The 26,747-nt window shown below is 41.4% G+C and carries 23 protein-coding genes; 5 read left to right on the top strand and 18 right to left on the bottom strand.

The genetic code is table 11. The annotated features are described in order from the left end of the window. Window positions 1–47 precede the first annotated feature (47 nt). From K8O68_RS12430 to K8O68_RS12405, 6 genes are read right to left on the bottom strand one after another with little or no spacing between them, the layout of a single operon-like run. The gene (locus K8O68_RS12430; protein WP_230897196.1) at window positions 48–1,478 is read right to left on the bottom strand and encodes an aldehyde dehydrogenase family protein; all 1,431 of its coding nucleotides are present in this window, start codon (window positions 1,476–1,478) and stop codon (window positions 48–50) included. Window positions 1,479–1,488: 10 nt separating this feature from the next. Then, on the bottom strand, window positions 1,489–2,832 hold the full coding sequence (gene gabT / locus K8O68_RS12425) for a 4-aminobutyrate--2-oxoglutarate transaminase (protein ID WP_230897195.1): 1,344 nt from the start codon (window positions 2,830–2,832) through the stop codon (window positions 1,489–1,491). Continuing rightward, window positions 2,829–4,130 carry a peptidase gene (locus tag K8O68_RS12420; RefSeq protein WP_255717187.1) on the bottom strand — a complete coding sequence of 434 codons (1,302 nt, stop codon included), beginning with the start codon at window positions 4,128–4,130 and terminating at the stop codon, window positions 2,829–2,831. The genes gabT and K8O68_RS12420 overlap by 4 nt, the downstream gene beginning before the upstream one ends. After that, entirely contained in the window at window positions 4,127–4,795 is a 669-nt protein-coding gene (locus K8O68_RS12415; RefSeq protein WP_230897194.1) for a 3-oxoacid CoA-transferase subunit B, read from the bottom strand. The genes K8O68_RS12420 and K8O68_RS12415 overlap by 4 nt, the downstream gene beginning before the upstream one ends. Then, a complete protein-coding gene (locus K8O68_RS12410) occupies window positions 4,774–5,481 on the bottom strand; it encodes a CoA transferase subunit A (RefSeq protein ID WP_230897193.1) in 708 nt (235 codons plus the stop codon). The genes K8O68_RS12415 and K8O68_RS12410 overlap by 22 nt, the downstream gene beginning before the upstream one ends. 13 nt (window positions 5,482–5,494) lie before the next feature. Then, window positions 5,495–6,853 carry an aspartate aminotransferase family protein gene (locus K8O68_RS12405; RefSeq protein ID WP_230897192.1) on the bottom strand — a complete coding sequence of 453 codons (1,359 nt, stop codon included), beginning with the start codon at window positions 6,851–6,853 and terminating at the stop codon, window positions 5,495–5,497. A 189-nt stretch (window positions 6,854–7,042) separates the two neighbouring features. Here K8O68_RS12405 and K8O68_RS12400 point away from each other — a divergent pair, with 189 nt between their 5' ends. After that, entirely contained in the window at window positions 7,043–8,689 is a 1,647-nt protein-coding gene (locus K8O68_RS12400; RefSeq protein WP_230897191.1) for a PucR family transcriptional regulator, read from the top strand. 245 nt (window positions 8,690–8,934) lie between these two features. Here K8O68_RS12400 and K8O68_RS12395 read toward each other — a convergent pair whose 3' ends face one another. Both K8O68_RS12395 and pgmB read right to left on the bottom strand, forming a co-directional pair. Next, window positions 8,935–11,238 carry a glycoside hydrolase family 65 protein gene (locus K8O68_RS12395; RefSeq protein WP_230897190.1) on the bottom strand — a complete coding sequence of 768 codons (2,304 nt, stop codon included), beginning with the start codon at window positions 11,236–11,238 and terminating at the stop codon, window positions 8,935–8,937. Window positions 11,239–11,299: 61 nt separating this feature from the next. After that, complete coding sequence (gene pgmB / locus K8O68_RS12390) at window positions 11,300–11,947, bottom strand: beta-phosphoglucomutase (RefSeq protein WP_230897189.1); 648 nt, start codon at window positions 11,945–11,947, stop codon at window positions 11,300–11,302. A gap of 274 nt (window positions 11,948–12,221) precedes the next feature. On the opposite strand from pgmB, the gene K8O68_RS12385 reads away from it, so the two are divergent. After that, a complete protein-coding gene (locus tag K8O68_RS12385) occupies window positions 12,222–12,374 on the top strand; it encodes an aspartyl-phosphate phosphatase Spo0E family protein (protein WP_230897188.1) in 153 nt (50 codons plus the stop codon). Between the two features lie 3 nt (window positions 12,375–12,377). On the opposite strand, the gene K8O68_RS12380 is transcribed toward K8O68_RS12385, so the two are convergent. The 9 genes from K8O68_RS12380 to K8O68_RS12340 form a co-directional block, all read right to left on the bottom strand. Further along, entirely contained in the window at window positions 12,378–14,159 is a 1,782-nt protein-coding gene (locus K8O68_RS12380; protein WP_230897187.1) for a S8 family peptidase, read from the bottom strand. 90 nt (window positions 14,160–14,249) lie between these two features. Beyond that, window positions 14,250–14,450, bottom strand: coding sequence for a hypothetical protein (locus K8O68_RS12375; RefSeq protein ID WP_230897186.1), 201 nt, complete (start codon window positions 14,448–14,450; stop codon window positions 14,250–14,252). A gap of 259 nt (window positions 14,451–14,709) precedes the next feature. After that, on the bottom strand, window positions 14,710–15,264 hold the full coding sequence (locus K8O68_RS12370) for a DUF420 domain-containing protein (RefSeq protein ID WP_370640526.1): 555 nt from the start codon (window positions 15,262–15,264) through the stop codon (window positions 14,710–14,712). A 281-nt stretch (window positions 15,265–15,545) separates the two neighbouring features. Further along, window positions 15,546–16,811, bottom strand: a complete 1,266-nt coding sequence (locus tag K8O68_RS12365; protein ID WP_230897184.1) for an L-lactate MFS transporter — start codon at window positions 16,809–16,811, stop codon at window positions 15,546–15,548. Window positions 16,812–17,024: 213 nt separating this feature from the next. After that, entirely contained in the window at window positions 17,025–17,195 is a 171-nt protein-coding gene (locus tag K8O68_RS12360; protein WP_177174130.1) for a hypothetical protein, read from the bottom strand. Between the two features lie 100 nt (window positions 17,196–17,295). Next, a complete protein-coding gene (locus tag K8O68_RS12355; protein WP_304619394.1) occupies window positions 17,296–18,516 on the bottom strand; it encodes an MFS transporter in 1,221 nt (406 codons plus the stop codon). A 121-nt stretch (window positions 18,517–18,637) separates the two neighbouring features. Next, window positions 18,638–19,078, bottom strand: a complete 441-nt coding sequence (locus K8O68_RS12350) for a hypothetical protein (RefSeq protein ID WP_230897183.1) — start codon at window positions 19,076–19,078, stop codon at window positions 18,638–18,640. 289 nt (window positions 19,079–19,367) lie between these two features. Then, window positions 19,368–21,164: a S9 family peptidase gene (locus tag K8O68_RS12345; RefSeq protein WP_230897182.1), complete on the bottom strand. Its 1,797-nt coding sequence runs from the start codon at window positions 21,162–21,164 to the stop codon at window positions 19,368–19,370. A gap of 23 nt (window positions 21,165–21,187) precedes the next feature. Continuing rightward, window positions 21,188–22,042 carry a patatin-like phospholipase family protein gene (locus K8O68_RS12340; RefSeq protein WP_255717186.1) on the bottom strand — a complete coding sequence of 285 codons (855 nt, stop codon included), beginning with the start codon at window positions 22,040–22,042 and terminating at the stop codon, window positions 21,188–21,190. Window positions 22,043–22,230: 188 nt separating this feature from the next. Between K8O68_RS12340 and fdhF the strand changes: the two genes are divergently transcribed. Beyond that, window positions 22,231–24,291 (top strand): formate dehydrogenase subunit alpha, encoded by a 2,061-nt coding sequence (gene fdhF, locus K8O68_RS12335; protein WP_230897181.1) that lies wholly within the window; start codon window positions 22,231–22,233, stop codon window positions 24,289–24,291. 65 nt (window positions 24,292–24,356) lie between these two features. On the opposite strand, the gene K8O68_RS12330 is transcribed toward fdhF, so the two are convergent. Next, window positions 24,357–25,208, bottom strand: coding sequence for a DegV family protein (locus K8O68_RS12330; protein ID WP_370640525.1), 852 nt, complete (start codon window positions 25,206–25,208; stop codon window positions 24,357–24,359). A 213-nt stretch (window positions 25,209–25,421) separates the two neighbouring features. On the opposite strand from K8O68_RS12330, the gene K8O68_RS12325 reads away from it, so the two are divergent. Then, window positions 25,422–26,072 (top strand): deoxynucleoside kinase, encoded by a 651-nt coding sequence (locus tag K8O68_RS12325; RefSeq protein ID WP_230897179.1) that lies wholly within the window; start codon window positions 25,422–25,424, stop codon window positions 26,070–26,072. Window positions 26,073–26,090: 18 nt separating this feature from the next. Continuing rightward, window positions 26,091–26,747: deoxynucleoside kinase (locus tag K8O68_RS12320; protein WP_230897178.1), on the top strand; the 657-nt coding region annotated here is incomplete at its 3' end.

The raw sequence follows: 26,747 nt of genomic DNA, 5'->3' as shown, positions 1-26,747 counted from the left end.
CCCGCAACCTGATGTCTAACAGTCTTGTATGATACACTTCAATACACTTATTTAAAAGAGCTATTATTGAAAGAAACAAGTTTTATTTCTGTCATCTCTTCTATAGCGTATTTAATACCTTCTCTGCCGGACCCGCTTTTTTTCATTCCTCCATACGGCATATGATCCACCCTGAAAGTAGGGAAATCATTGATCATGACGCCTCCTACCTCCAGTTCTTCCGAGGCGTGAAACGCATGTGAAATCTTTTCAGTATACACTCCTGCCTGAAGGCCGAAATCCGAATTGTTTACTAAACCAATAGCTTCCTCCCACTCTTTAAAAGGTGAAATTGTTACCACAGGCCCAAATACTTCTTCACAAGAAACTTTCATGGAGGGGGCGACATTTTCAATTACCGCTGGAGTAATCATCCCGTTATTTTCCTCACCGCCCGTAACAATTTTGGCCCCTTGCTCTGCAGCTTCGTTAATCCAGGACAAAACCCGGTCTTTTTCTTCAGGGGAGATCATAGCTGAAATGTGCGTCCCTTCATCAAGGGGATCACCTAAAACCATGCTTTGCGCTTTTTCTTTCATCTTTTTAGTTAATTGTTTGTAACAGGATTCATGCACAAAAATCCGCTGGACAGAAATACACACCTGGCCCTGGTAAGTGAACGCCCCTGTGGCGACCCTGTCTGCAATAGCTTCAATATCTGTCCCTTCATCAATAATAACAGCGGAGTTAGATCCAAGTTCCAGCGTGACTTTTTTTAAGCCAGCTTTATTTCGAATTGACATCCCGACTTCCGGGCTGCCCGTGAAAGTAATTACTTTTACTCTGTCATCTGTTACCAGAGCTTCGCCAACTACGCTTCCTTTTCCTGTCACCACATTCAGGGCTCCCTTTGGAAGACCTGCTTTCTCAAATAATTCAGCTATAAAGAATGCAGATAAAGGGGTTTGGGATGCAGGCTTAAGTACGACCGGACAGCCGCTTGCTATAGCGGGACCGAGTTTGTGCGCTACAAGGTTCATAGGAAAGTTAAACGGTGTAATAGCCGCCACTACTCCTGCAGGCTCTCTAACAGCATACGCCGTACGGTTTTCTCCGCCGGGAGCGGCATCCATATTAACCATTTCATTTGGAAGCCTTCTTGCTTCTTCACTTGCAAACTTGTATGTCATTAATGATCTGGCTACTTCTCCTCTTGCGGTCTGAATTGGTTTAGCCGCCTCAACAGCTATCAGCCTGGCACATTCTTCACGATTCTCTTCAATTAGCCTGCTCACATTCTCCAGAATTTGCGCCCGTTCATGGGCAGGCATTTTTTTCAGCTGCTTTCGTGCGTTGTACGCTGCTTGAACGGCTGCATCCACTTCCTGGAGGGTTGCCAAAGGAATTTCTGCAATTTTTTCACCGCTGTAAGGAGAATATAGGTCCTGAACATTCGCTGCTCCAACCCATTCTCCATTAATGAACAGGCTTTTTCTCATAAACTGTCCCTCACTTTCTTTTTTTACAATGCCGGTCCATGACCGATCTCATTATTTCCAGTCCTTCTTCCAGTTGTTCTTCACTAATAACTAAAGGAGATAAAATTCTTAAGACGTTTCCATAGAGACCGGATCCCATTATAATTAATCCGTTGCTGATACATTCCCTGATTATCGTCTGTGTAAGCTCCTTATCAGGCTCTTTCGTCTGCCTGTCTTTCACAAGCTCCATTGCCATCATAGCCCCTAACCCACGTACATCGCCAATTTCTTCATAGTCGTCCTGAAAAGCTGAAAAGGCTGCCTCTACCTTCTGCCCTATCTCAACGGCCCGGGCTGGAAGCTTTTCTTCGATCATCATCTTTATTACTTCGTTAGCTGCCACACAACCAAGAGGGCTTCCTCCGTACGTACCCCCTATTTCACCCGGCCCTGGTGCATCCATAATTTCGGCTCTTCCAGTGACAGCACTTATCGGCAGGCCGGCTGCAATAGATTTAGACATTGTCATGATATCAGGGATAATGCCAAAGTGCTCAACCGCGAACAATTTACCTGTTCTTCCGAAGCCCGACTGAACTTCGTCTGCTATAAATAAGATTCCATGCTCTTCACAAATTTCCTTTACTTGTTTAACAAATTCTTTACTCGGCACTACAAATCCACCTTCACCCTGGACAGGTTCCATAATAACAGCAGCCGTTTCTTCAGCCGATACTTCTGACAGAAAGAAATTCTTTAAGCGGGTAATACACTCCTGATCCACGTCTTCATTTGTCATCCCTTCAGGTTTCCGGTAGTAATAAGGGTAACTCATTTTATACGTATCAGCTACAAATGGCCCGAACTGATACTTGTACGGTTTAACTTTGCTGGTCAAAGACATGGCCATATAGGTTCTTCCGTGAAATCCTCTTTCGAAGGATAAAATTGCTTTTCTGCCTGTATACTTTCTTGCAATTTTTATAGCGTTTTCTACCGCTTCAGCACCGCTGTTTAAAAAGAAAGTTTTTTTGTGGTGCTCTCCTGGGGTAACCCGGTTTAAATTTTCTGCCAGTTCGATGTACGGTTCATACATCATCACATGAAAGCAAGGATGCAAATATTTTTCCACCTGGTCTTTTAATGCCTGAACCACTCCAGGCGGACAGTGCCCCGCGTTTAATGAGCCAATTGCTCCGGCAAAATCTATAAAGCTCTGGCCATCCACATCTGTTATGAGGGCACCCTCTGCCGAATCGGCAAATGTATAGGCTGTATTGAACGGCCCTCTCGGAACATGCTCATTTCTCCGCTCTAACATCTCATTAGCTTTTGGCCCCGGAATCTTATAAGACTTTATAGTTTTGGTCATGTGTGTGACCTCCCCTTTCTTTCTTCAACATTACACCATTCAATAATTGTAGAAGCGATTACTTCAGCGCATTGCCGTACTTTTTCAATTTCAATGTATTCATTAGCCTGGTGAGCCATACGTGTAATCCCAGGCCCGAACACAACTGAAGGAGTCGAACCGACAGCCGTTATTATGCCTCCGTCTGTTCCCCAAGGGGCAGCTTCGACTTCGGGACTCTTACCTGTAATCCCCTTGTATTGTTCAGTAAGAATTTCCATAAAAGGATGGTTAACATCTATCGATCCCGGCAGCCACCTTGCCCCAAACCATTCAATTTCTACAGGATGATCTTTGAACCACTTATCTTCACCTTCCATAGCACGTATGGCCCTCGTGAATTCTTCCTGTGCTTCCTGCACTGTTTCTTCAGGTGAAATTCCTACGCGTCCTTCTATTTTTACTAAATCAGGAACTGAAGATGGCCATTCCCCTCCTTCAATTACTCCTACATTTATCGGAAGTGGAATTGGTGCTTTAGCGAAAAGCGGATCAGTCACCCGGTCATTCCTTACCTTCTCCAGGCTTTCTAATGCCTGAATGACCTTTTGGGCCTTTAAAATAGCATTTATCCCTTCATAGCTTGTGCCCCCGTGTGCCGATTTACCTTTTACTTTTAGCCGGAACCACATTGAGCCCTGTTGCTTTGGAAAAATTTTCATATTAGTAGGTTCTGGAATGAGTGCGGCATCTGCGGTGTATCCTCTTAAAATAGCAGCCAGCGTTCCCGCTCCTCCGCTCTCTTCTTCTATGACGCTGTGAAAAATGACATCGCCTTTTATCGGGATTTTGAGTGAGGAAATAGCCTGGAGGGCGAAAAGCATAGCTGCATTACCGCCTTTCATATCTGTTGCTCCCCTGCCGTATATTTTCCCGTCTTTAACCAGTCCGGCATATGGGTCTTCTGCCCAGTCAGACAAATTTCCTTCCGGGACAACATCAATATGTCCGTTAAGCAGAATAGATTTCCCTTTCCCTTCTCCTTTTCGAACCCCAACTACATTGGGACTCCCTTTGAAGTGCTCCCTGCGGGAAAGGAAAGCATGATGATTAAACAATTCCTCTCCTCCTGGTTCCCACATCTCCACTGTGAAATCAAGCTCTTCAAGCCAACGTACTGTTTTATGCTGGATTCCGCTTTCATTCATCTGGACAGACGGCTCCTGGATCATCTGCTGAAGCATCGAGAGCAATTGTTTTTCATGGTCAGCCATCCATTGCCTGATGGCCTTATGTGTTGCTGCCGGCTTCTTAATCAAAGTCGCTCACCTTCTTTCAGTCCAGTATTTATTCGAACAAAAGGCGCGCCAGTACATTCTTTGACTTTTTCAACTGTATATGGCTCAAACACCTCATCAAGTACAAGTCCCTCTTTCTCCACTGATATGACAGCCATGTCCGTAATAATCTGGTTAACACATTGTGCCGCTGTTAAAGGAAGAGAACATTCCTTAACTATTTTTGGCCGTCCGTCTTTACTGACGTGATTCATTAATATCATGACTTTCCTTGCTTTTTGGGCAAGTTCCAATGCCCCGCCCATTCCCGGAACTCTTTTTCCCGGTACGATCCAGTTCGCCAGGTCCCCTCTTTCGCTCACTTCCAGAGCTCCCATGATGGTAAGATCAAGGAGTCCTCTTCTAACAATTGCAAAGGCTGTGGCGCTGTCAAAATAAGAACCTCCTGGAATAGTGGTAACTGGAAATCCTCCAGCGTTACATAAATGGGGATTTTCTTTGCCTTCTGAAGGGGAGGGCCCAGTTCCAAGAATGCCGTTTTCCGCGTGGAACATGACGGGCAAATCCTCTGTATAATCAGCCACAAGTGTTGGAATCCCTATACCTAAATTGACGATCATCCCTGGCTTTATTTCTTTGGCTGCTCTCGCTGCAATTTTATGCCTTATGTCTTTTCCCATGCCCATTTCCAGTCAACTCCTTTGCTCTGGACTATGAAGTCTACGAACGCCCCCGGCGTGATGATTTCTTCCGGATCTAACTCTCCATATGGCACGATTTCATCGACCTCTGCGATAGTAATATCACCAGCCATTGCCACTAAGGGATTGGTATTCCTAGCACTCGTATCAAAAACAAGGTTTCCGAAAGAATCGGCTTTTTTCGCGTAAACAATCGATACATCTGCGGTCAGTGAGGCCTCTGCAAAATAGGATTTGTTATTTATCTCAACTTTCTTCTTCCCTTTTTCCACTATGGGGTTCCCCTCCCCTACATCCACCAGAACCCCGCCTAAACCTACTCCTCCTGCTCTGATTTTTTCGGCAAGCGTGCCCTGAGGGAAAAAATTGACCGTTAAGGTACCATCTGTCATTTGGCTGCCTGCATTAGGATTAGAACCTATATGGCTGGCATATAAGACAGAGACTTTTTCGGCAGTTACAAGCTGGCCAACGCCGATATGAGGAAAACCTGCATCATTACAGATGAGGGTTATATCTTTAATATTAAGATCTAATATCGCCTTAATCAGACCAGGCGGGTTGCCCACTCCTCCAAATCCCCCGGTCATCAAAGTCATGCCGTCTTTAAAATAATGTTTTACTTCCCTGATAGTCACCTGTTTGTCTATTTGCTGGAGATTCGGCTTCATTCTGCAGCTCCTTTCATATAACAGTATTAAAGTACCCTTGAATCTGAAGGTCAGATTGAACTTCCTTTACTGATTCTTCAAAAATAGCAACCAGGTCATTAATTTCCTCCTCAACAATCGTAAGGGGAGGTGCAATAAGGACAGCATCACCTGCTTTCCCTTCGATCCCTGCCGAGGCGGGATAAACAAGTAGTCCTTTATCCATGCATCTACTGATTATTTTCTTTGAAACACTTACTTCTGACGAAAAAGGCATATGGTTAAACACATTGGAAATGAACTCGATTCCTGTCAGCAACCCCTTTCCTCTCACATCTCCAATTATCGGATAATGTCGTTTAAGATTCTTTAGCCGGCTCATTAACATGTTGCCTGTTTTTTCAGCCTGTTTTGTAAGATTATAGGTCTCAACATAGTTAAGGACAGCTAATCCTACTGCAGTAGCCTGCGGATTCGCACTGTAAGTATGACCGCTCATAATAATTTTCGATCCTTGTCTTACAGGGGCAAGAACTTTATCACTGATAATCGTGGCAGCAAGCGGGGCGTAACCACCGGTTAAACCCTTCCCTACAGCAATAATGTCAGGCACCACAGACCAGTGATCAATGGCGAACCGTTTTCCAGTGCGCCCAAACCCTGTCATCACTTCATCTGCTATGAACAGTACATCGTATTTATCACAAATCTTTTTTATTCGTTCATAGTATCCCGGAGGAGGAACAATGGCACCTCCAGAAGCGCCTATAACAGGTTCAGCAATAAAAGCAGCTATATGATCTGCACCTTCTCTCAAAATTGCCCGTTCTAATTCATCTGCACACATAAGTCCGCATTGGGGGTGTGTCTGTTTAAATGGGCACCTGAAGCAGTAAGGCGGTTCAACAGAAGGAAAATCTTCAAGTAAAGGGGTAAATCGCGCTCTTCTTCCAACATGCCCTGACATGGATAATGAACCAAGCGTGATGCCGTGATAACTCATCCAACGTGAGAGGACTTTAATCTTCGATGGCTTACCTTTTTCCTGCCAGTATTGAATGGCCACTTTAAGTGCTGTTTCAGTCGCTTCAGATCCACTGTTTACAAAAAACGTCCAGTTTACATCCCCCGGTGCCCAGTCTTTCAGCTTATTTGCCAGTTTTTCTGCAGGCTCGCTTGTAAATTGGGATCTGTAGACAAAAGATACTTTCTCAGCCTGTTTTTTCATTGCATCGGCAATCTCCGGAACACCGTGCCCAATATTTGCTGTTACCGCACCAGACGAACCATCGATATATTTTTTTCCTGTCTTGTCATACAAATAAATCCCTTGGCCGTAATCGGCTACCGGGTAACTTTCATCAAGAAATGGTTTAATCAGATGACTTTTCATACTTTCCTCCTCTCTGTAAACCGTTAAGAGACTAATCATCGATAATCCCTGTATACACATATTTAATATTGTTTAATAATAGTGTATTCTAGATATAAAAGTCTGACTATTCGCTCAACTAACACAAAAATGACCGGTTTTTTTATACATCGTGTATAAAGACAACCTGGAGCCGGGAGGGATGGAATTATGCTGACAGTTCATGAAGCTTTAGAACTTCCTGCTTTTAGAGGAACGAAATTACTTGCTGGGCAGGAAGGGCTTGATCGTTCAATTAAATGGGTTACTACGATAGAAATTATTGAGGATATCACCCGTTTTCAAGAAGGCGAATTGATTATCACAACGGGATTCGGCCTTGAGGATAATGAGTCTTCCCAGCAGCGCTTCCTCGAATTAATCAGGTCCGAAAAACTGGCAGGGATAGCTATTTGCAGCGGGTTTTATATAAATGATATTCCGGTAAGGTTTATTGATGAAGCTGCTGCACATCAGCTTCCGCTCCTTCACATTCCTCCAAAGGTTAACTTTTCTGCTTTAACAAAAGGAGTTCTTGAGCAAATTGTTAACAAGCAGACCCGGCTTCTTGAAAATTCCCTGCTTGTCCATCAGGAAATGACGAAACTTGCTTTTAATCTGGATGGCCTTCCAAATACACTCAAAAAAATCAGCCCGTTGACCAGGGCAAGTATATATGTTTTCAATGAGTCATTAGAAATATCAGCTTTCGTTAAGAAAGAGGCTCATGACTTTTCTGTAAAAACCGATAATCTAACTGCAGGTAAAGAATCTGTTGCCATAAAAAGCCTCATTGAAAATATGGAAACAGATAAAAAACCTTTCCACATCGGAGACTATATTTGCACCTTTTCAACAATTAAATCTGAAACAGTCATATACGGATACCTGTTATCCGTTCACCATTTTAAAGACTGGTCGGAAATGGATGCTGTGATTTCAAATCATATCGCTACATTAATAGGAATTGAAATGGTTAAAAAATACGCGGTCGATGAAACAAAAGTGAGGATACAAGGGGAGTTTGTAGAAGAAATACTGCATAAAGAGCATCTTCACTACATGGAAACTTTAAAAAGAGGTGAACGGCTTGGCTATGACTTAACACTCCCCCATTTTGCCGTATATGTGAAAGTCCCTTTCCAGACGTTTGACAAATCGCTCAGCTCCCAAACCGGGACCCGCCTTTATTACTATGCAAGCCAGGCTTTGCATGCTTCTGGCAGACAAATTATCCTGCTTCCTAAAATGAATGAATTATATGCTTTGGTGGAGTCTTTCACAAAAGACGAGGCGGAAGAGAAGGCTCTCTTCCTTACTTATTTGGAGGATTTACAGGCCAAATGGAGCGGATACTCATCGGAGCCTTTGAAAATAGGAGTTGGAAAAACTTATTTAAATCTGGCATCTTTTTCAGAGAGTGCACGGGAAGCTGAAAATGCGGTATATTATTCCGATCTTCTGTTAAACCACTCTTCAGTCGTTCACTATGATGATTTAGGTTTCTATCAGGTGCTCATTCAGATGGAAAATTCGGGGGTTTCTTTGGAGGAATATTATAAAAAATATCTGGGTGAGCTGATTACTCCAGGCCGTGAGAGAAAAGATCTCATTAAAACACTTGAAGGCTACCTGGCTAATAACTGTCATCTGCAGCAAACCGCTTCAAGTTTATTCATCCATCGGCACACTTTAAAATACCGTCTGGCGCAAATAGAGAAGAAAACCGGCTTAAACCTGCAATCAGCCGACTCTCGATTTAACCTTCATCTAGCGATCGTAGCCTTTAAGTTTTCTGAATTAACGAAAACAAAGTAGCTGATTCATAAACGACAATCTATCCTTTTTTGTAAATGCAAATTGGTGAATAGGCACTGAAGCAATGCTCTTTTCCCGTGATAAAGAAAGTCAGGCAAGACCCTGCAGAGCAAAGCTCGAAGCGGCTTGCAGACTTCTCACGGAACTTTTAAATAAAAACATCCGAACAAATTTTGTCCGGATGTTTTTAAGATTAATTGTTGCTGCTTCTTTTTCCTGTAAACAGTTCTGAAGAAATTCTATAATTAATGGCTGACTTTCAATTCACTGACGCCTTTTAAATTGTATTTATCTCCCAGAATGACTATGTCAACAGGTTGATCTGTTTCATTTGTTACTATGACGTTTGTCTGGTCAACATGAATCATCAGACGGGCTTCACGGAACCGGATTTTAAATGAGAATGAATCCCACTGACCGGGAATAAACGGATTTAAAACAAGCTGATCATTAACGACTTTCATCCCCCCGAATCCCTGGACAACAGACATCCATGTTCCTGCCATACTCGTTGTATGACAGCCGTCTTCCGTATCGTTATTATAATTATCAAGATCTAAACGTGCCGTTCGTAAATACATTTCATAAGCTTTCTCTTTATACCCCAGTTCACAAGCTAAAATAGAATGGACACAAGGAGAAAGAGAAGATTCATGTACAGTCATTGGCTCATAAAAGTCAAAGTTTCTCTTTTTAGTCTCGATATCAAATTCATGATTCAGGAAAAACAAACCTTGAAGAACATCTGCCTGTTTGATAAAACAAGAGCGTAAAATACGGTCCCATGACCAATTCTGATTAAGCGGCAAATGCCGGGAATCGAGATCTTTCACCGCCATAAGTTCTTTATCAAGAAATCCGTCCTGCTGAAGAAAAACACCTTCTTCTTTATCTTCGGGATAATACATTTTATCAATAATATCGACCCATTTTTTCATTTCCTCTTCTTTCAGGTTAAGCTTATTGATCCACTCGTTATAGAGATCTTCATTTGTATCCTTTAAATAATCGAGAACATACAACGTATATTCCAGTGTCCAGCTTGCTATTCTGTTCGTGTACCAGTTATTGTTTACATTGTTTTCATATTCATTAGGCCCTGTTACACCAAGCATCATATACACGCCTTTTCTAGGTACAAAATGCACCCGCTCTTCCCAGAAGCGTGAAATTTCTGCCAGAACTTCAATTCCGTATTCTCCGAGATACGATTTATCCCCAGTGTAATTTACATAATTGTAAATAGCATAAGCAATAGCCCCGTTCCGGTGAATCTCTTCGAACGTGATTTCCCACTCGTTATGAGACTCTTCACCATTCATGGTAACCATCGGATAAAGAGCGCCTTTTTCAAAACCAAGTTTCCTGGCATTCTCACGAGCTTTTTCCAGGTGGTTATGACGATAAATCAATAAATTTTTTGGAATCCTTTCCTCTGCCGTAGCAAGGTAAAACGGCAAGCAGTAAGCTTCCGTATCCCAGTAAGTACTTCCGCCGTACTTTTCACCAGTGAACCCTTTAGGACCAATATTAAGTCTTGCATCTTCACCGCTGTATGTCTGGTTTAACTGGAAAATATTAAACCTGATCCCCTGCTGGGCAGCCACATCCCCTTTAATAACAATATCACTGTCCAGCCATTTTTCTTTCCAGGCGTCAGCCTGCTCGCTTAACAGCTGATTAAAGCCTTTTTCGACCGCATTATTTAATTCCTTTGAAGACACATTTTCCAATTGCTCGGTGTCATGGTCCCGGTTTGTAACGTTAGCTGCGTATTTATATACAGCAATGCTTTCATTCTCTGTCAAAGGCGCTTTATATTTTACCCCTGCATATTTAACGCCTTCTTCCCCGATTCCTTCTAAATCTAATTTTTCGCCGTTTTTAACAAAATGTGTTTCCATAGTGGAACAAAAATGAAAATCCAGTTTTTTCGTCTTTACGGTTACTGAGGCACGGTTTTCTTCTAAATAAGTATTTACTGGATCCCAGAACTTCTCGTCGTAGTTTGCATCTGTGTTTTTAATATCTCCGTCAAGATAGGAGGTCACTTCCATAGTTCCGCTAAAATTGAGCGGTGTCACCTCGTACTTTATTGCACCTATTTCTTTTTGTACAATACTGACAAACCGGGTAGCAGTCACTTTTATCTGCCTTCCCTGTGCAAGATCAGCTTTAAAGGATCGTTTTAAGTAGCCTTCCCTCATGTTTAACTCCCGCACAAAGTCGCTTATTTTTAAATGATTTAAATCCAGCTCTTCCCCGTCAATAACTATACGCAGGCCTATCCAGTTTGTAGAATTTAATACTTTTGCAAAGTATTCCGGGTAGCCGTTTTTCCACCATCCTACACGGGTTTTATCAGGATAATAAACTCCTGCCATATAACTTCCCTGCAATGAGGAGCCAGTGTACGTTTCTTCAAAGTTAGCCCTTTGACCCATGTGCCCGTTTCCAATACTGAAAATGCTCTCAGATATCTCATGCTTGGCCGGGTCGAACCCTTCCTCAATAATTGACCATTCATTCTCTTTTAAATAGCGTTTCATAAGAACCCCTCCCAATATTTGCACAAATAGCGCAATCGTTTGCATGTTCTATTAAAAAAAATCATTTTTCCAGTCTGCTCACTGTCATTTCTTCCATTGTACGGATGTACTCATCTGCTCCTTCTAATATAGCAGGATCTCCAACGCCTACCACGTACATTCCGGCTGATTTTCCTGCTTCTATCCCTGATTGAGCATCCTCAAAGACCACGCAGTTTCCTGGTGCCACAGAAAGTTCTTCTGCCCCGCGTAAAAACACCTCAGGGTCAGGCTTGGCTTGTGAGATGGAATTTCCGTCTACAATAGCATTAAACTTTTCATAGAGGCCAATCTGCTTTAAAATTAACGGTGCGTTTTTACTTGCAGAGCCTAATGCATAAGGAATATTATGTTCCTTTAATTCCTGCAGAAAGCTTAAAACTCCGGGTAAAATTTCACTTTCATCCATTACGGAAATAGCTTCTACATACCTTTTATTCTTTCTTGCGGCCAACTCCTGTTTTTCTGACTCACTTTTATTTAGTCCGCCAATCTCCAGAAGAATATTTAACGAATCCATACGGCTGACGCCTTTAAGTCTTTCATTATCTTCTTCAGTAAAGTTAAATCCCAGTTCGTCAGCCAACTGTTTCCAGGCTTGAAAATGGTGCTTAGCTGTGTCAACTATTACTCCGTCTAAATCAAATATGACTGCGTGCGGTTTCCCCATCTTCTTTTCCTCCTTCACTATGACTCCCTTTCCATTCTAAAACAGGGTGCAAAAAAAGGAAAGCGTTTTTACAGAAAAAGAAGTTACAAATTTTTGTCTTATGGGTAACCTGAATCATCTTTCTGCATACCCCCTGTTCTCTTTTTTTAGCAGTGATATTTTGTCGACTTTAGCCATTTGATAGGAATATTTGATATTAATTGGAGAAAGTCTTCCTATCTTTTTCAGAATCACTGATAATAAAGCTAACACCCAGACTGAACGGAGTGGGAATATGCAGAAAGAGAATTGTATTGAAATAAAGCGTAAAGAATTGCATCAAGCAGCAGCAAAATACGGACTGGCCGCTGATCAGACAATAAAACACTCTCAGGAACTTGATAATTTAATTTTTAAGCACCAATCCACCCCCCAGAAAAGTCAATAACGATTAATCCAGAAGAGCGTCTGCCGCATTAACCATACCATGTCCGTAGAAAGGGTCAAATCCTCTTGGTCCTAAGTCAGTTGAAGTCTTACGAATTTTCTCGTACACTTCCTCATTAGACAGATCAGGGTCATAAGACCTGATTAAAGATGCAATGCCTGCAACATGCGGGGCCGCCATAGAGGTCCCGCTCATCATCACATATTCATCACCTGTAAAAGTACTCGGAATATGTTCACCTGGTGCTGTGACATCTACATGATTGCCGAAGTTAGAATAGAAACTCCTCCGGTTCCGCATATTTAAAGAGCCAACGGCGAGAACTTCTTCATATGCTGCCGGGTACATAGGAATACGTACATTGTCATTACCAGTAGCTGCGATGATAACAACATCCCTGTCGTACGCATATTTTACCGCATCGTGCATTAACTTCGAATCATGGTCATCACCAAGGCTTAAATTGATAACTTTAGCACCATTATCAGTTGCCCACCTGATCCCTTTGGCAATAGAAAAAGAATTCCCCATGGCCTCGTCATCAAGTACTTTTACTGCCAACAGAGGAATATCCCACGTTACCCCTGCAACGCCAAAGTCATTATTAGTCTCTGCTCCCACAATCCCCGCTACATGGGTTCCGTGCCCGTTATCATCCGAAAAAGCCTCATTGTTCTCAAAAGCATTATACCCTTTTATTATTCTGTCTTTTAAGTCAGGATGGTCCGGATCAATCCCGCTGTCAATTATTGCAGCAAGCGCCTCTTCCCCGCCCTTTGTTTTCATCCATGCTTCCTCCAGGTTCAACTGATGGAGGTTCCATTGATAATCCTCATAAAATTCATCATTCGGCAGGAATTCAACTTCCTCATTAACCGTTCTGTCTCCAAGCGATTGTTTTTCAAAAGTGTAATTGGGTTCCATAAATACCACTTCAGGGTCCCCGGCCCATTCTTCTATAAGTTCATAAGGATCTTTAGTTAAATTACGGACGACTGCCGTTTGACCTGTCTGATCAATTAAATGAACATTGTGCCTCTCTGCCCAATCTTCCCCTTCGACATCTTGTTCTAAAATAACTACCACTTCACCTTTTTTATATTCATCTCTTGATAAAGGGGCCTCTTCAGCATTTATATACAGTTCCCAATTTAATTCAGGGATTGTCGTCACAGCCAAAGTCTCGTCAGCTTCTGCTTCTTCTGTTGAAAAGGCTGCATTCATTTCTGAATTGCCTATAAAAAAATTTCCGTTATGGTCTGCAAGGGCTGCAAGGTCTTTTATAAAATGTTCGATAAATGTTAAATCCACTTCCGATACATATATGCCTTCACCCTTTTTTAAACTTATGAGAATTTTTTTAGCCCCCTCTGTAACATAAGGAGCAGAGTACCCCCAATTCTCAGCGGATAAATCCAGCCTTTCCCATAACTCTTCATCTCCGGGTAAGGTCCCTTCTTTGTATACCTTCTCTTTTGTCTCAAAATCATAAGAGGCAAAACCGTCTATGTGCTGATGATTTATAATTTCGGCGGACAGCCAGTCAGATTTCTCTTCATCACTAAAATCAGCCATACGTTCCAGATCATTTTCAACCTGGGCCAAAAACATCTGAATAGTCATAGCAAGATCCTCTGACTGCTGCTCGTTAAAAGCTTTCTGCTGAAGGAGACGCTCGTTGTCAGGAAGAGCTCCACTGTTTAAATGCTCTGAACGAAACCATAATCCTATTAACAGAAGTAAAATTATACTAAAGAAAATTGACATCCTGTAAATCCCTCTCATACCCTCAACTCTCCCTTTCTCGGTCCTCTGATTAAACTTTAGAGTAACCAATAAAGTAAAAGTTTATAAATTAAAGTACACAGCATGCCTTTAATAAAAAGGCTGAAACAAAACTAAATTAAATCCAGGATAACCGAAGAATGAATTCACAATAGACCATAAGATGAGATGAGGTTCATAAACGCACTCGCTTGCCGCAGGCATCTCTTCAGCTCCTCGGCAAACATCGCCTGCGGGATCTTCAGAAGATGCTTTTCCTGCAGGCGTCTCGTAATTTTTGAACCTCATCATTTTTTAGCTTTTTTTGATTGAAGGACAGAAGGCGGCGACGCCACAGGGATTAAGCGCAGTCTGAAGATCCAATTCAACGAAGCTCCAGGCTGAGTTGGATTTAGCTAAAGACAAGCCCCTGGGCAAGCGTCCGCCTGACGGACTGAAATCACTGCCATTACTATTTATCAGAGTAAGTACAAAAGCGAAAAAACCGAACAAAAATCATAAAATTTGTTCGGCTTTTAATTACTATTCTTTTGTCCAGCCTCTTCAAAAATCAAAACGTATAATAAGGTGAGATCATAACATATACGAGCACGCCTGTTGCGCTCACATAAAGCCATAACGGCATTGTCCAGCGGACCCATTTCCGGTGCACCGCCCTCATATCTTTATACCCTGTAAAAAAGCTCATTAAAGCTAAAGGAACTATGACTGCTGCCAGTATTATATGTGTAATTAAAATAAAATAATAAAAGCCTGCAATAAATCCAGTCCCTCCGTAAGGAGTTGACTCAGCCATAAAATGGAAGATTACATATGAAATAAGAAATATAGCAGTGGTAGTAAAAGCCGCATAAATAAAGCGCTGATGCAGTATAATTTTTCTCCTGAGAATGGCCAGTAAAGCGAGCATCAGAAAAATAAAAGTAAACGAGTTTAATACGGCGTTTAACAGAGGCAGCCGTGTTACCCAGTAAGGGAAATCTCCTACATACCCAGGAAGGAAGGACAGCAGGATGACCAGCATATTTACAACAAGAGTAATAATTATAACAGTGCGTATATGATATTTAACAAGTAAGTTCCAAAAACGTCTAATCATTCTCATCCCCTTTACTAACTGGCACAGAATACCGGCAGATTCCTTTTTGTAAGCATAGCAATAAAGGGAAGGTTATCCGGTATCAACTTTCATGCATTAAAGCAAGCAACCGCTTCTTTAAAAAGCGGTATCAGAAAAAATATTTTCTCACATTTATTCATAACATTACACAGTATACACCTATTTCCTAAAAGATTAAAGAGTGAAAAACTGTTTAAAAATGCTAAACCCCCAAATACCAGACCAGGTCCGATAATTGGGGGCACCGCAAAAGAAAATATATAATTTTATGCCATTTTTGTCTGTACCCTCTTAACTCGTTTCTCTTCTTTTACTTCTTTGATATTTTTAGCCATAGCAAGAGAAGTTATAAAAGCGACTAACAGGAAACCGGCAAAAATATAAAAGGTGAGGTTGTAACTGTTTGTAACCTCTCTGACATACGAGACGACCATTGGTCCGACTACCCCAGCCATTGACCACGAGGTCAAAAGGAGACCGTGGATGGCCCCAAGCTGCTTCGTGCCAAACAGATCGCCTATAAAAGCAGGAAGAGAAGCAAAACCGCCGCCGTAAATAGAAATAACAATTAACACTAACACTTGAAATAAAATGGCGTTTGTAACTGTAGGAAGCATAAGAAATGCTGCAAGCTGAACAGTGAAAAAGATAGTGTAAACTCTCGCGCGGCCAATATAGTCTGAGGCAGAGGCCCACACAATCCTTCCACCTCCGTTAAACAGCCCCATAATTCCTACCAGGCTTGCTGCAGCAATTGCCGTCATCCCGACTTTCTCCTGCGCCATTGGAGACGCAACAGAAATAAGCATAATTCCTACTGATATGTTTATAAACATCATGACCCAAAGCATCCAGAAACGTTTTGTCTTGACTGCTTCTTTAGCAGTTAACTGAGCTAAATCTTCTTTTACAGGGGCCTTCTGTTTTTCTTCTTTTTCAAGCATTGATTTAGGTTTCCATCCTTGAGGAGGTCTTGCAATATAAAGTGCTCCTGAAACCATTAATACAAAAAAGGTAGCTCCCAGAATAAAGAAAGTCGCAGAAATACCAGCAGTGTCAATTAACTGAGCAGCTATAGGACTGGCGATTAATGCCCCAGCTCCAAAACCGAATACTGCCATGCCTGTCGCTAATCCGCGGCGGTCAGGAAACCATTTGACTAACGTGGAAACCGGTGAAATATATCCCAGCCCAAGCCCCATACCACCTATAGCCCCGTAAGAAAACAGGAAAAGAGCGAGCGACTCTATCTGTACAGCAATTCCAGAACCGATTAATCCGGCAGAGAACAGGACGGCTGCACACAATGCCGCTGTTCTTGGGCCTTTTTTTTCTACAAACGGTCCAAAAAAAGCCGCTGATATGCCCAGAAAGAAAATTGCAATCGTAAAAGCAAGGGAGACCTGTGTCTGTTCCCAGCCAAGCTGGGCTGCTAAAGGATTTTGAAATACACTGTAGGCGTAAGCTGATCCAATGGATAAATGGATGGCTACCGCTGATAAGGCTATTAACCACCTGTTTTTTTGTTTCATAATAATACCACCTTCCAAATCATCGTCTCTGTTGTTCCTACTATGACTTTAAATGAAAAATGCAAGGTGTAAAAGGACTTTGTTAATATTTTCACAAAATCCCCGAAATTTTTTTACGAATTTGTGAAATATACAGTTTTTGACTGGATTTAATCAATTTATTAAAACAAGAAGTTTCAAAGCTTAATTTAAACTTTGAAACTTCTTTTATAATTATAACTTGGAAGGATTGACTTCATTAACCTTCTCATTTCTAGTGCTTTGTTCCAGTTTGTCTATGAGCTGGCTGATTTCCTGCTTATTTTCTTTAGATCCGAAAACCCGGCGCTTTTCTTTCTTTAAAACTCTGATAAGCAGTTTTTTCTCTTTTTTTGTCAAAACCACGGCTGGATCCTCCTTTTTTAGATACTTTTAATCTATTAAAAGCCGGACTGGTATTTCAATACACTTGCTTTTCGTCACATGCTATCAGAAAATATACCCTTTATTCATTAACAGAAATACCTTTTTTCATATTTAACTTACGGGCGTGCGCTTTAAGAATTATAAACAGCATAAGAGCAGCGGAAAAGAATAACAGCGAAGACAGATAGAACACAGATGAAATACCTGCGATTCCTGCTGCCACGCCGCCTGTAACCGGACCAGCCACATTTCCTAAAAATCTGAAACTCTGATTATATCCAAGCACTTCCCCTTGCATTGAAACAGGGACTGCCTGGCGTATATAGGCGGTGGCACAAGGTATAATGCCCCCTATTGCCATTCCGAAAATAAATCTGAGAATAACCAGCTGCCATATATTTGTAACAAATGCTTGAGGAAGAAAAAATATACCGCCAATTATTAAACAAATAAGAAGAATACGCGCATGCCCGACCCGGTCTCCCTGGATCCCCCAGAACCTTGTGGCAATAAGATTACCGAGTCCTGTTACTGAAAAAGCAAGCCCTGCAAGAAAAGCTATATTTTCTGTTGTTACCAGCTGCCCTGCATAAAGGGCTAACTGAGGCTGAATACTGAAGTTAGCCGTCTGTACTATGAGAGAAGCGACCATAACCATAACCAGAATCCGGTCTGCCAGTACATACTGAATTACTTCTTTCATCGTACGTTTAGGCTGCTTGGCTTGGTCTTCTTTAACCGTCACTTCTTTAATACCGAATAAAACAAAGGTAGTTGCAAGACTGATGACAAGGCCGGTTATAAAAAAAGTATAGGTGAATCCGACAGAGTCAGCAAGAAGTCCGCCTAGAAGAGGACCGAACAGGCCTCCGGAAACCGTACCCATCTGCAATGTTCCAAGTACTTTTCCAGCGATTTCTTTCTCGGTCTGAGCCGAAATCAAAGCCATAGAGGTGGGAATAAAACCTGTGACTACTCCCATAAACATCCTTAATATGAAAAGGCCCTCTACAGAATTTACAAAACTCATCAGAAAGATAGATAAAGCTATGCCGTAGCCTGTAATTAATAATATTTTTTTTCGGCCGAATTTATCACCGAAACGGCCCCACAGTGGAGAAACAAAAAATGCCACCAGAAAAGTGATTCCAAATATAAACCCTGACCATCTCTGGACGTAGGCATCAGAAAAAGAGCCGAATGTTTCAATATATAAAGAAATAAACGGCAAGACCATAGTGGCACTCGCAGCTACAAAAAAGTTGGCTATCCACATGATAAGCAGATTACGTTTTTGCATAATAATCACATACACTTTCTCCATGTATTTCGGGAATCAAAATATCATTATAGCGCAATTGATGAGAAAATGAAAAGGGACAGCACTCAGCTCTCCCGGGTTACTGCTTTATATATGCGGATTAACTAAGCCATTTTTTTAATAAAGCTGTCAAACCATAAAGACCAAGTAATATTCCCACTAATAAAAATACTATATGGACAAAGGGTTCAGGACTCATCCAGCCAAGCTTATGAAAAATCCCTTCTAAATCAAAATATCCAGAGAAACCATAGGAAGCCATTAGAGCCCCCAAAGCAAGAAAGAGGATAGGGAAAACGTATAATAAAGGAGAACCTGTGTCTTTTTTTTCATGGCTCCCATTACCTTTCCCTGCCATGTTCCCCAAACTTTTCTCATCGCTTCTCCGTTCCCGCTCTTTTACGTCCCTGCTTAAGAGAACAATAATAAGCACAGCGATCGTAATTGAAATCACTAAATAAACTAATGAGCGCGATAATAAACTTACAAATGCAAAAAATAGAAGAATAATTAATATACGGTAACTTTTAGCCCGGTTCATCCTGTTTCCCTCACTATACTGCTGATTTTAGATCCTATCCTTCTTCATTTTAACATGCGGTAAGTGATTATGACATGAAAGGCCACCTATTCCCTGCGGCGGATAACCGCAGAGAACAAGCGGAAAATCATTTTTCTGAAAATCCAATGACCTCTGTCGCATTTGTGCTCCAGCTTGTGAGGGATGGATGTTTAATCACCGCAGCGATTTTAAAGAACCAAAACAAAAAGCACCCTGAATTTTAGCTCATTTCTAAAATTCAGGGTGCTTAAAATAACTGAAGAAAGGTTTATTTATGTTTATCCAGGAATGACAGAATCTTTTCATATACGGTTATTTCATTTTTCTTTTTGGAAAAACCATGTCCTTCATCTTCAAGTACCAGGTAGTCAACTGCTGTCCCCTGTTCACGAAGAGCGTTTACTATCTGATCTGATTCTTCCTGTACTACTCTTGGATCGTTTGCTCCCTGGATAACTAACATCGGCTGTGTCATCGAACTTAAATAAGTGATAGGTGAATCTTTCGTTAACCTGTCTTTATCCTTTTCCGGATCACCTACCCACCGGTTCATAATCGGCTTCCAATGATCCGGCACTGAATTAATAAAAGTAAATAAATTTGACACACCAAAAATATCGACTACGGCTTTAAAATAGTCAGGATGGCGCCCGGCAAGAAGAAGCGTCATGTACCCTCCATAACTCCCTCCAACAATAAACAGTTTATCGCGGTCGCATTTTCCCGTCTTAAAAAGCCACTCAATGCCTTCGACACAATCAAGACGGGGCCCCTCTCCCCAGTCCTGTTCCACCAGCTTTTTAAATGTCGCTCCGTAGCCGGTGCTCCCTCGGAAATTAGGTGCAAAGATAGAATAACCCCTGTTAAGAAACGACTGGAACATTGACCTGAACATTTTTCTCTCGGCCGCCTGAGGTCCTCCATGCGGCCAGAAAATAACATGTCCATTATCATTTTCTTTCTTAGCTTTAAACCATAGTGATTCAATTTCTTTATTGTCAAAACTTTTGTAAGAGACAATTTCAGGCGACACCATCTGGTCTTCGTTAATTCCCATAACTCTGTTATCTGTTACCGCTTCCCACGAAGTCCCTTTTTTCCGTCTGAATATATTGAAAGGCTGTGTGCTTGACCGGCCCAGAATATAGAGGCTTCCCTCAGCGGATATAGTGAACTGATCCAGAGTGTCAACAGGCAAGTCGACCCGTACCGGCTCATTTTCCGTAAAGCCCCACTTGTAGAGCCGGTCTTCCACCCCAGGAGCTGAGACAATATAAAGCATGCGGTTTTGTTTGTCCCACTTTACTTGCTCGATACTTTCCCCCTCAAGTTTAAGAGTCTGGACGGGTTGTTTCTTCATATAATCATAAACGACTGCATAGGAAAATTCACTGTTTTCATTAGTTACATAAACGATTTGACTGGCTGATAAAAAAACAGCATCTGAAAATTCATGCTCCTCTTCCGGAGTTTCAGTTAATGCCCAGGCTTCCCCTGTCGAAGTATCTTTTATATAACCGACCTTATAAGTATTGGCAAACATCTTGGTTATGATAATATACCTTTCGTCATTTGAAACAGCTGTAATATAACTAGGAGCTTCTTCTCCTTCGTGAATTAAAGTGTGTGAGGCATCCGGAATACTGTAGACATATGAGTTTAAAAATTGAGGATTCCCCTCGCTAGTAGAATAGTAGACTCGTTTCCCGTCTTCTGACAAGCGGGAAAAGAAATACTTTCCTTTACCTTCATTTCCGCCTATAAGTTTTTTAGCTTTTCCCCCTTCAAACGGCAGAGCATAAATATGATAATTTTCGTCACCTTCATTATCAAAACCTGCCAGAATATACCGGTTTTCCGGGTCTGTTTCCAGGAAACTGGCCGCCTGTCCACTGTCAGAAAAAAGATAAGGAAAAGGACGGTCGGGGTCCACTGCCCAAACAGCCATGCTTCCGTTTAAATTAGAAGTAAATAAAAGTTTTTTTTCGTCTTTTGTCAAAGTAAAATTAGTAATATTATAGGTTTTAAAAAATTGTTCTACTTCCGGCTTTCCAAATGAAATCATAGAATACCCTCCAGTCTTTATATCTATCTATTTAAAAACTCCGATAATTGGTCAAATTGATTTTTAGCTATTTCGTAACCATGGTGGTACAAGGCTTCAAGCCTGTCCTTTTTTCGTTCCAGCCTGGTCACCTCGTGTAGATGGTCAGGCCTGAACACAAAAGCTTTACCCTCCTTTTCCATTTTTTCAACCAGGTCCAGCTGTTTATTATAAATATTCGACCGCTGTTTCACTACGTCAACCAGTCCCGGGTAGTCTTTATATTTTCTCGTAAAATACCACATCCCTCTTTTCGCAGGTTTTTTCAAATACCCTCTTGGCTGTGTAAGCACGATAATATGTTTTTGATTGCCGTCCTCCATTGAACGCTCTAAAGGAATAGGGTCACTGATTCCCCCATCAAGCAAACAACGGCCTTCATGCTCCACAACAGGCGCAACCATTGGAAGAGATGAGGAAGCCCTTAGTACTTTATTAAAAGCACTTTCAAGCTCCTGTTTCTCATAATAGATTGTTTCACCTGTATGGCAATCGGTGACCCCTACATAAAAATACTGTTCAGAATTAAAAAATACCTTATAATCAAACGGGTGTTCTTTATTGGGAATCCGGTCAAAGATTAAGTCCATATTAAATAATTCACCGGAACGGACGAGGCGCTTTACAGAAATGTAATCGGGATGGTGTGCGTATCCTATAGTCACAGCTTTATTGCGTCCAGCCTGCCTGGAAATATATGAAGCCGCGTTACATGCACCAGCAGATACCCCCACGATATACGGAAAATGGATGTTTTGTTCCATAAAGTATTCTAATACTCCGCCTGTAAAGACGCCTCTCATTCCCCCTCCTTCTAATACTAGTCCTGCCTTTTCCAACTTGCACTCATCCTCCTTGGTTATTCTCACTCTATTGTATCTAAATGGTAAATCATGCTCAATTAATTATACATTATCGTATAAATAGTTCATCGAATCTCCATTTATTTTTCAAGAAAGCGTTATCACAAAATGATAAAATTAATAGATAGAAAAGTTTTAAGACTTCAAGGAAAGGACTGAAAAAGATGCCTGTCAAAAATCAAATTGAAACAACTTGCGGTTACTGCGGTACAGGGTGCGGTTTAACAATAGAAACTGAAGATGACCGGATTATTCGTGTAAGAGGAAATAAATCCGCACCGGTAAACCAGGGGCAAACGTGTATAAAAGGAGCCTTCGGTTATCATTACATTCATTCAGAAGACCGTCTGACGGCACCTCTAATAAAAAAGAACGGGGAATTTATAAAGGCCTCCTGGGATGAAGCTATGACCTTCATTGCAAACAAGCTCACGCAAATAAAAGAACAATTCAGTGGGGATGCCTTCTCCATGTTTGCCTGTGCCCGAGCGACGAATGAAGTTAATTATGTCACCCAGAAATTTACAAGGGCTGTCATGGGGACTAATAATATTGATGGCTGCAACCGGACATGACATGCTCCATCTGTCGCCGGTCTGGCGACTGTATTCGGAAATGGTGCTCCAACCAGTTCAATTATGGACGTAGAAAAAGCAGATGTGCTGCTGTTAATCGGCTCTAACACGGCGGATGCTCATCCGATTATTGCTAACAGGATGAAGAAAGCTGCAAAGAAAGGTTTAAAAATAATAGTTATTGATCCGAGAAAAATAAGCATGACAAAATCAGCAGAGATGCATCTGCCTCTTAAAGTAGGTTCAGATATCGCATTAATGAACAGCATGATGAATGTCATAATTGAAAATAAGTGGTACAACGAAGATTTTGTGACACAGACAGCATTGAATTTCGAGGAACTTAAACAGCATGTTGCCAATTACCCTCCCGCCACAGCAGAAGTTATTACCGGTGTTCCACAAGAAGACATTATTGAAGCTGCCAGACTTTATGCTCAGGCAGACCGGGCATTGATCTGCTATACACTTGGTATTACTGAACACCATTGCGGAGTTAACAATGTCTTTGATATTGCTAACATGGCTCTTATTACCGGCCATATTGGACGTGAAGGGACTGGAATTATGCCTCTGCGCGGACAGAATAATGTCCAGGGGGCTGGGGACATGGGATGTCTGCCTAATCAGCTTCCGGGTGGCATACCTCTTGCAGATGAACCCTACAGGAATAAAATCGAAAAAATGTGGGGGCGGGAGATAAACCCCGATGTTGGTAAAACACAGACAGGCATGCTTGAAAAAATGGAAGACGGGTCAATGAAAGCTTTATATGTAATTGGTGAAAATCCTATTGTAGCTGATGTGCATCAAAACCATACGACCGAACTTTTTAAAAAATTGGACTTTCTGGTCGTTCAGGATCTTTTTATGACTGAAACCGCTCTGCTTGCAGATGTGGTCCTCCCTGCAAAAGGCTGGGCGGAAGTGGAAGGGACATATACAAATACTGACCGGAGGATCCAGCGTGTACGAAAAGCAGTTCCCGCTCCAGGAAATGCTCTCGATGATTGGAAAATATTATGCGGAATATCTGAAAGAATGGGTTATCCGATGGATTATGACTCAGCAGAAAATATTTGGAATGAAGTAAGGGAAGTCGCCCCTCATCTTTACGGCGGTATGCCTTATGAACGTTTAGACAGGGAATTGAGCCTTCAATATCCCTGCCCGGATGAAAAGCATCCTGGAACTGCCCTGATTCATCAGGAACTTCACGCAAAAGGTGCCGACAGACAAACAGCTCCGTTTACTCCAGTAGACTACACAGCACCAGTGGAAATGCCAGATGAAGAGTATCCGTTTACCTTGACCACCGGCAGAAGGTATGAGCCTTACAACACACACACTCAGACAAAATATTACCCTGATACTCTTAAAAGAAAACAATTTGAAGAAACTGTGGATATACACCCTGTGGATGCAGAACGGCTATCATTAGCTGACGGAGAGTATGTACGCGTCAGTTCAAGGCGGGGAGAAGTAACAGTTAAAACGAGAGTGACGGAAGAAGTGCAGCCTGATCTCGTATTTATGAGTTTCCACTGGAACGAGGTGCCGACTAACGTCTTAACCATTAATGAATTTGACCCTATTTCAGGGACAGCAGAATATAAAGCGTGTGCCGTAAAAATTGAAAAACTAACCTGAAATAAAAGAAGCTGTCCTTGAGGCAGCTTCTTAATTGTTTATGTCAGATGTACTTTCTGATCACCTTACTTTTCATCAAAGTAATACATTAACGCAAGAGCCCCCGGCCCGGTATGTGTACTTATTATAGGGGTAGTCTCAATAATAGAAATATCATCAAATCCTGAGACCTCTCTTAACGACTCTTTCAGTTGTCTCGCGAGATCTTTTGCTTCAATTTGAGCGATACCTACTCCTTTGACAACTTTATCCTGGGCTTCTTCCTGAAATTTTTTCTTCATAAATTTCAACATTTGCATGTGGGTTCTTACTTTTGTTACAGGGGTGTAAACGCCATCTTCCAATGAAGCGATCGGCTTAATTTTCAGAAGGGAGCCGACGAAAGCCCGGCCTTTTCCGATTCTGCCGCCTTTCATTAGATACTCCAATGTATCTACCATGATGTACAGCGAACTGTTGGAACGGACTTCTTTCAGCCGTTCAACGATTTCCTCTACACTCTTTCCTTCGTTAGCCATCTTTCCAGCTTCTCTCACTTGAAACCCCAGAGCAACGGAAATAAATTGCGAGTCCACCACCGTGACTTCACTGTCTGTCATTTCTGAAGCAGTCTTAGCAGATGTATATGTGCCGCTCATCCCGCTTGACATATGGATGGAAATAATAGAAGATCCATCTTTCCCCAGTTGATCATACACTTCCAGAAAAGAACCTGCAGAAGGTTGTGAACTTTGAGGTATATCCTTTGCCTTTACGAGCTTTTCTGAAAACTCAGCTGATGAAATATCCACACCATCCAAGTAGGACGTCCCGTCAATTGTTACCGACAAAGGAACAACAGTGACATCCAGCTCTTTTATTTCTTCTTTTGGTATATCTAAGGTCGAATCAGTTACAATTTTTACTTTTCCACTCACATGAGCACCCCTTTTACACATCCAGATTACAATTTTATAATACTATAGATAGAACCCAATGTTAAGTTATGGCTGTCATTTGCATGAATTAATTAATACCGTCAAAGTCAAATAGGAGATATTTATGTTAGAATAAGAATGTTTCCGCTAAATTTCGAGCTGATTCTGCATTATTATTTACTTTATATTATTCTTGCAAGGAGGAACTCACCATTGGGCAACCAGTTCGATGCTCCTTTTATTGCTATTGAAGGACCGATTGGAGTAGGAAAGACTTCATTAGCAACAAAGCTGTCGGAGCATTATCACTATTATCTCTTAAAAGAAATCGTAGATGAAAATCCTTTTCTTTCAAAATTCTATGAAGATATTGAAGAGTGGAGTTTTCAAACCGAGATGTTTTTTCTCTGCAACCGGTTTAAACAGCTGGAAGATACATATACTCGATATTTGGCAAAGGGTCATCCTGTTGTTAGTGATTATCACATTTTTAAGAATCATTTATTCGCCAAACAAACGCTGAAAGACCACCATTTTGAAAAATACGACAGGATTTATAATATTTTAACTGACGATCTTCCTAAACCAAATATTATTATTTATCTGCATGCCAGTCTCCCTACGCTGCTGGACCGTATTAAATTAAGAGGAAGAAAAATAGAACAGTCTATTGATCCTGCTTATCTTAAACAGCTCTCTTCAGATTACACTCAATTTATGAGAGATCATAACCGGGTTTATCCGCATGTCCCAGTCCTTTCATTTAATGGGGACAATATGGATTTTGTTCAGAGAGATGGCGATTTTCAGCGTATTACTGATCAGATTGATTACGCGTTAACTCATAAACGTTCATTATTATAAATTATTGGAGTGGCTAATATGGAACCAATTAATCACCGTCTTCCAGCCAGTGCCCTTATTACACTGGCAGGAACTGTCGGAGTTGGCAAATCAACTTTAACCCAGGCTCTTTCAGAAGCACTTGGTTTTAAGTCTGCTTTTGAAAAAGTGGATGGAAATCCTTATTTGGAAGACTATTATTCTGATTTTAAAATGTGGTCCTTTCACTTACAGATGTATTTTCTTGCCGAAAGATATAAACAGCAGAAAAGAATGTATGAAGAAGGTTTAGGCTACGTCCAGGACCGGAGTATTTATGAAGACTCGGGGATATTTGCAAAGCTGCAGTATGATCAGGGAAATATGACTGACAGGGACTTCAATACCTATTCATCCCTTTTTGAAGCCATGGTCATGTCTCCGTATTTTCCAAGACCTGATGTTTTGATATATATTGATGGCAGCTTCGAAAGCATTATGAATCGTATTAAGAACCGGGGCAGAGAAATGGAAATTAATACCCCAGTCACTTTTTGGGAGGATTTATATAACAGATACAGCCATTGGATTGCTGAATTTAGTGAATCTCCAGTTTTACATTTGGATATTGATAATTATGACTGTTATGATCCATCTTCCCTTAAAGAAATCGTATCTGCTCTTGAAGACATTCATTTAAATAAAGATATTAATTAT

It is taken from the genome of Salipaludibacillus sp. CUR1 (assembly GCF_021028955.1).
Taxonomy (GTDB): domain Bacteria; phylum Bacillota; class Bacilli; order Bacillales; family Salisediminibacteriaceae; genus Salipaludibacillus.
This window is presented reverse-complemented; position numbering and strand designations above follow the sequence as displayed.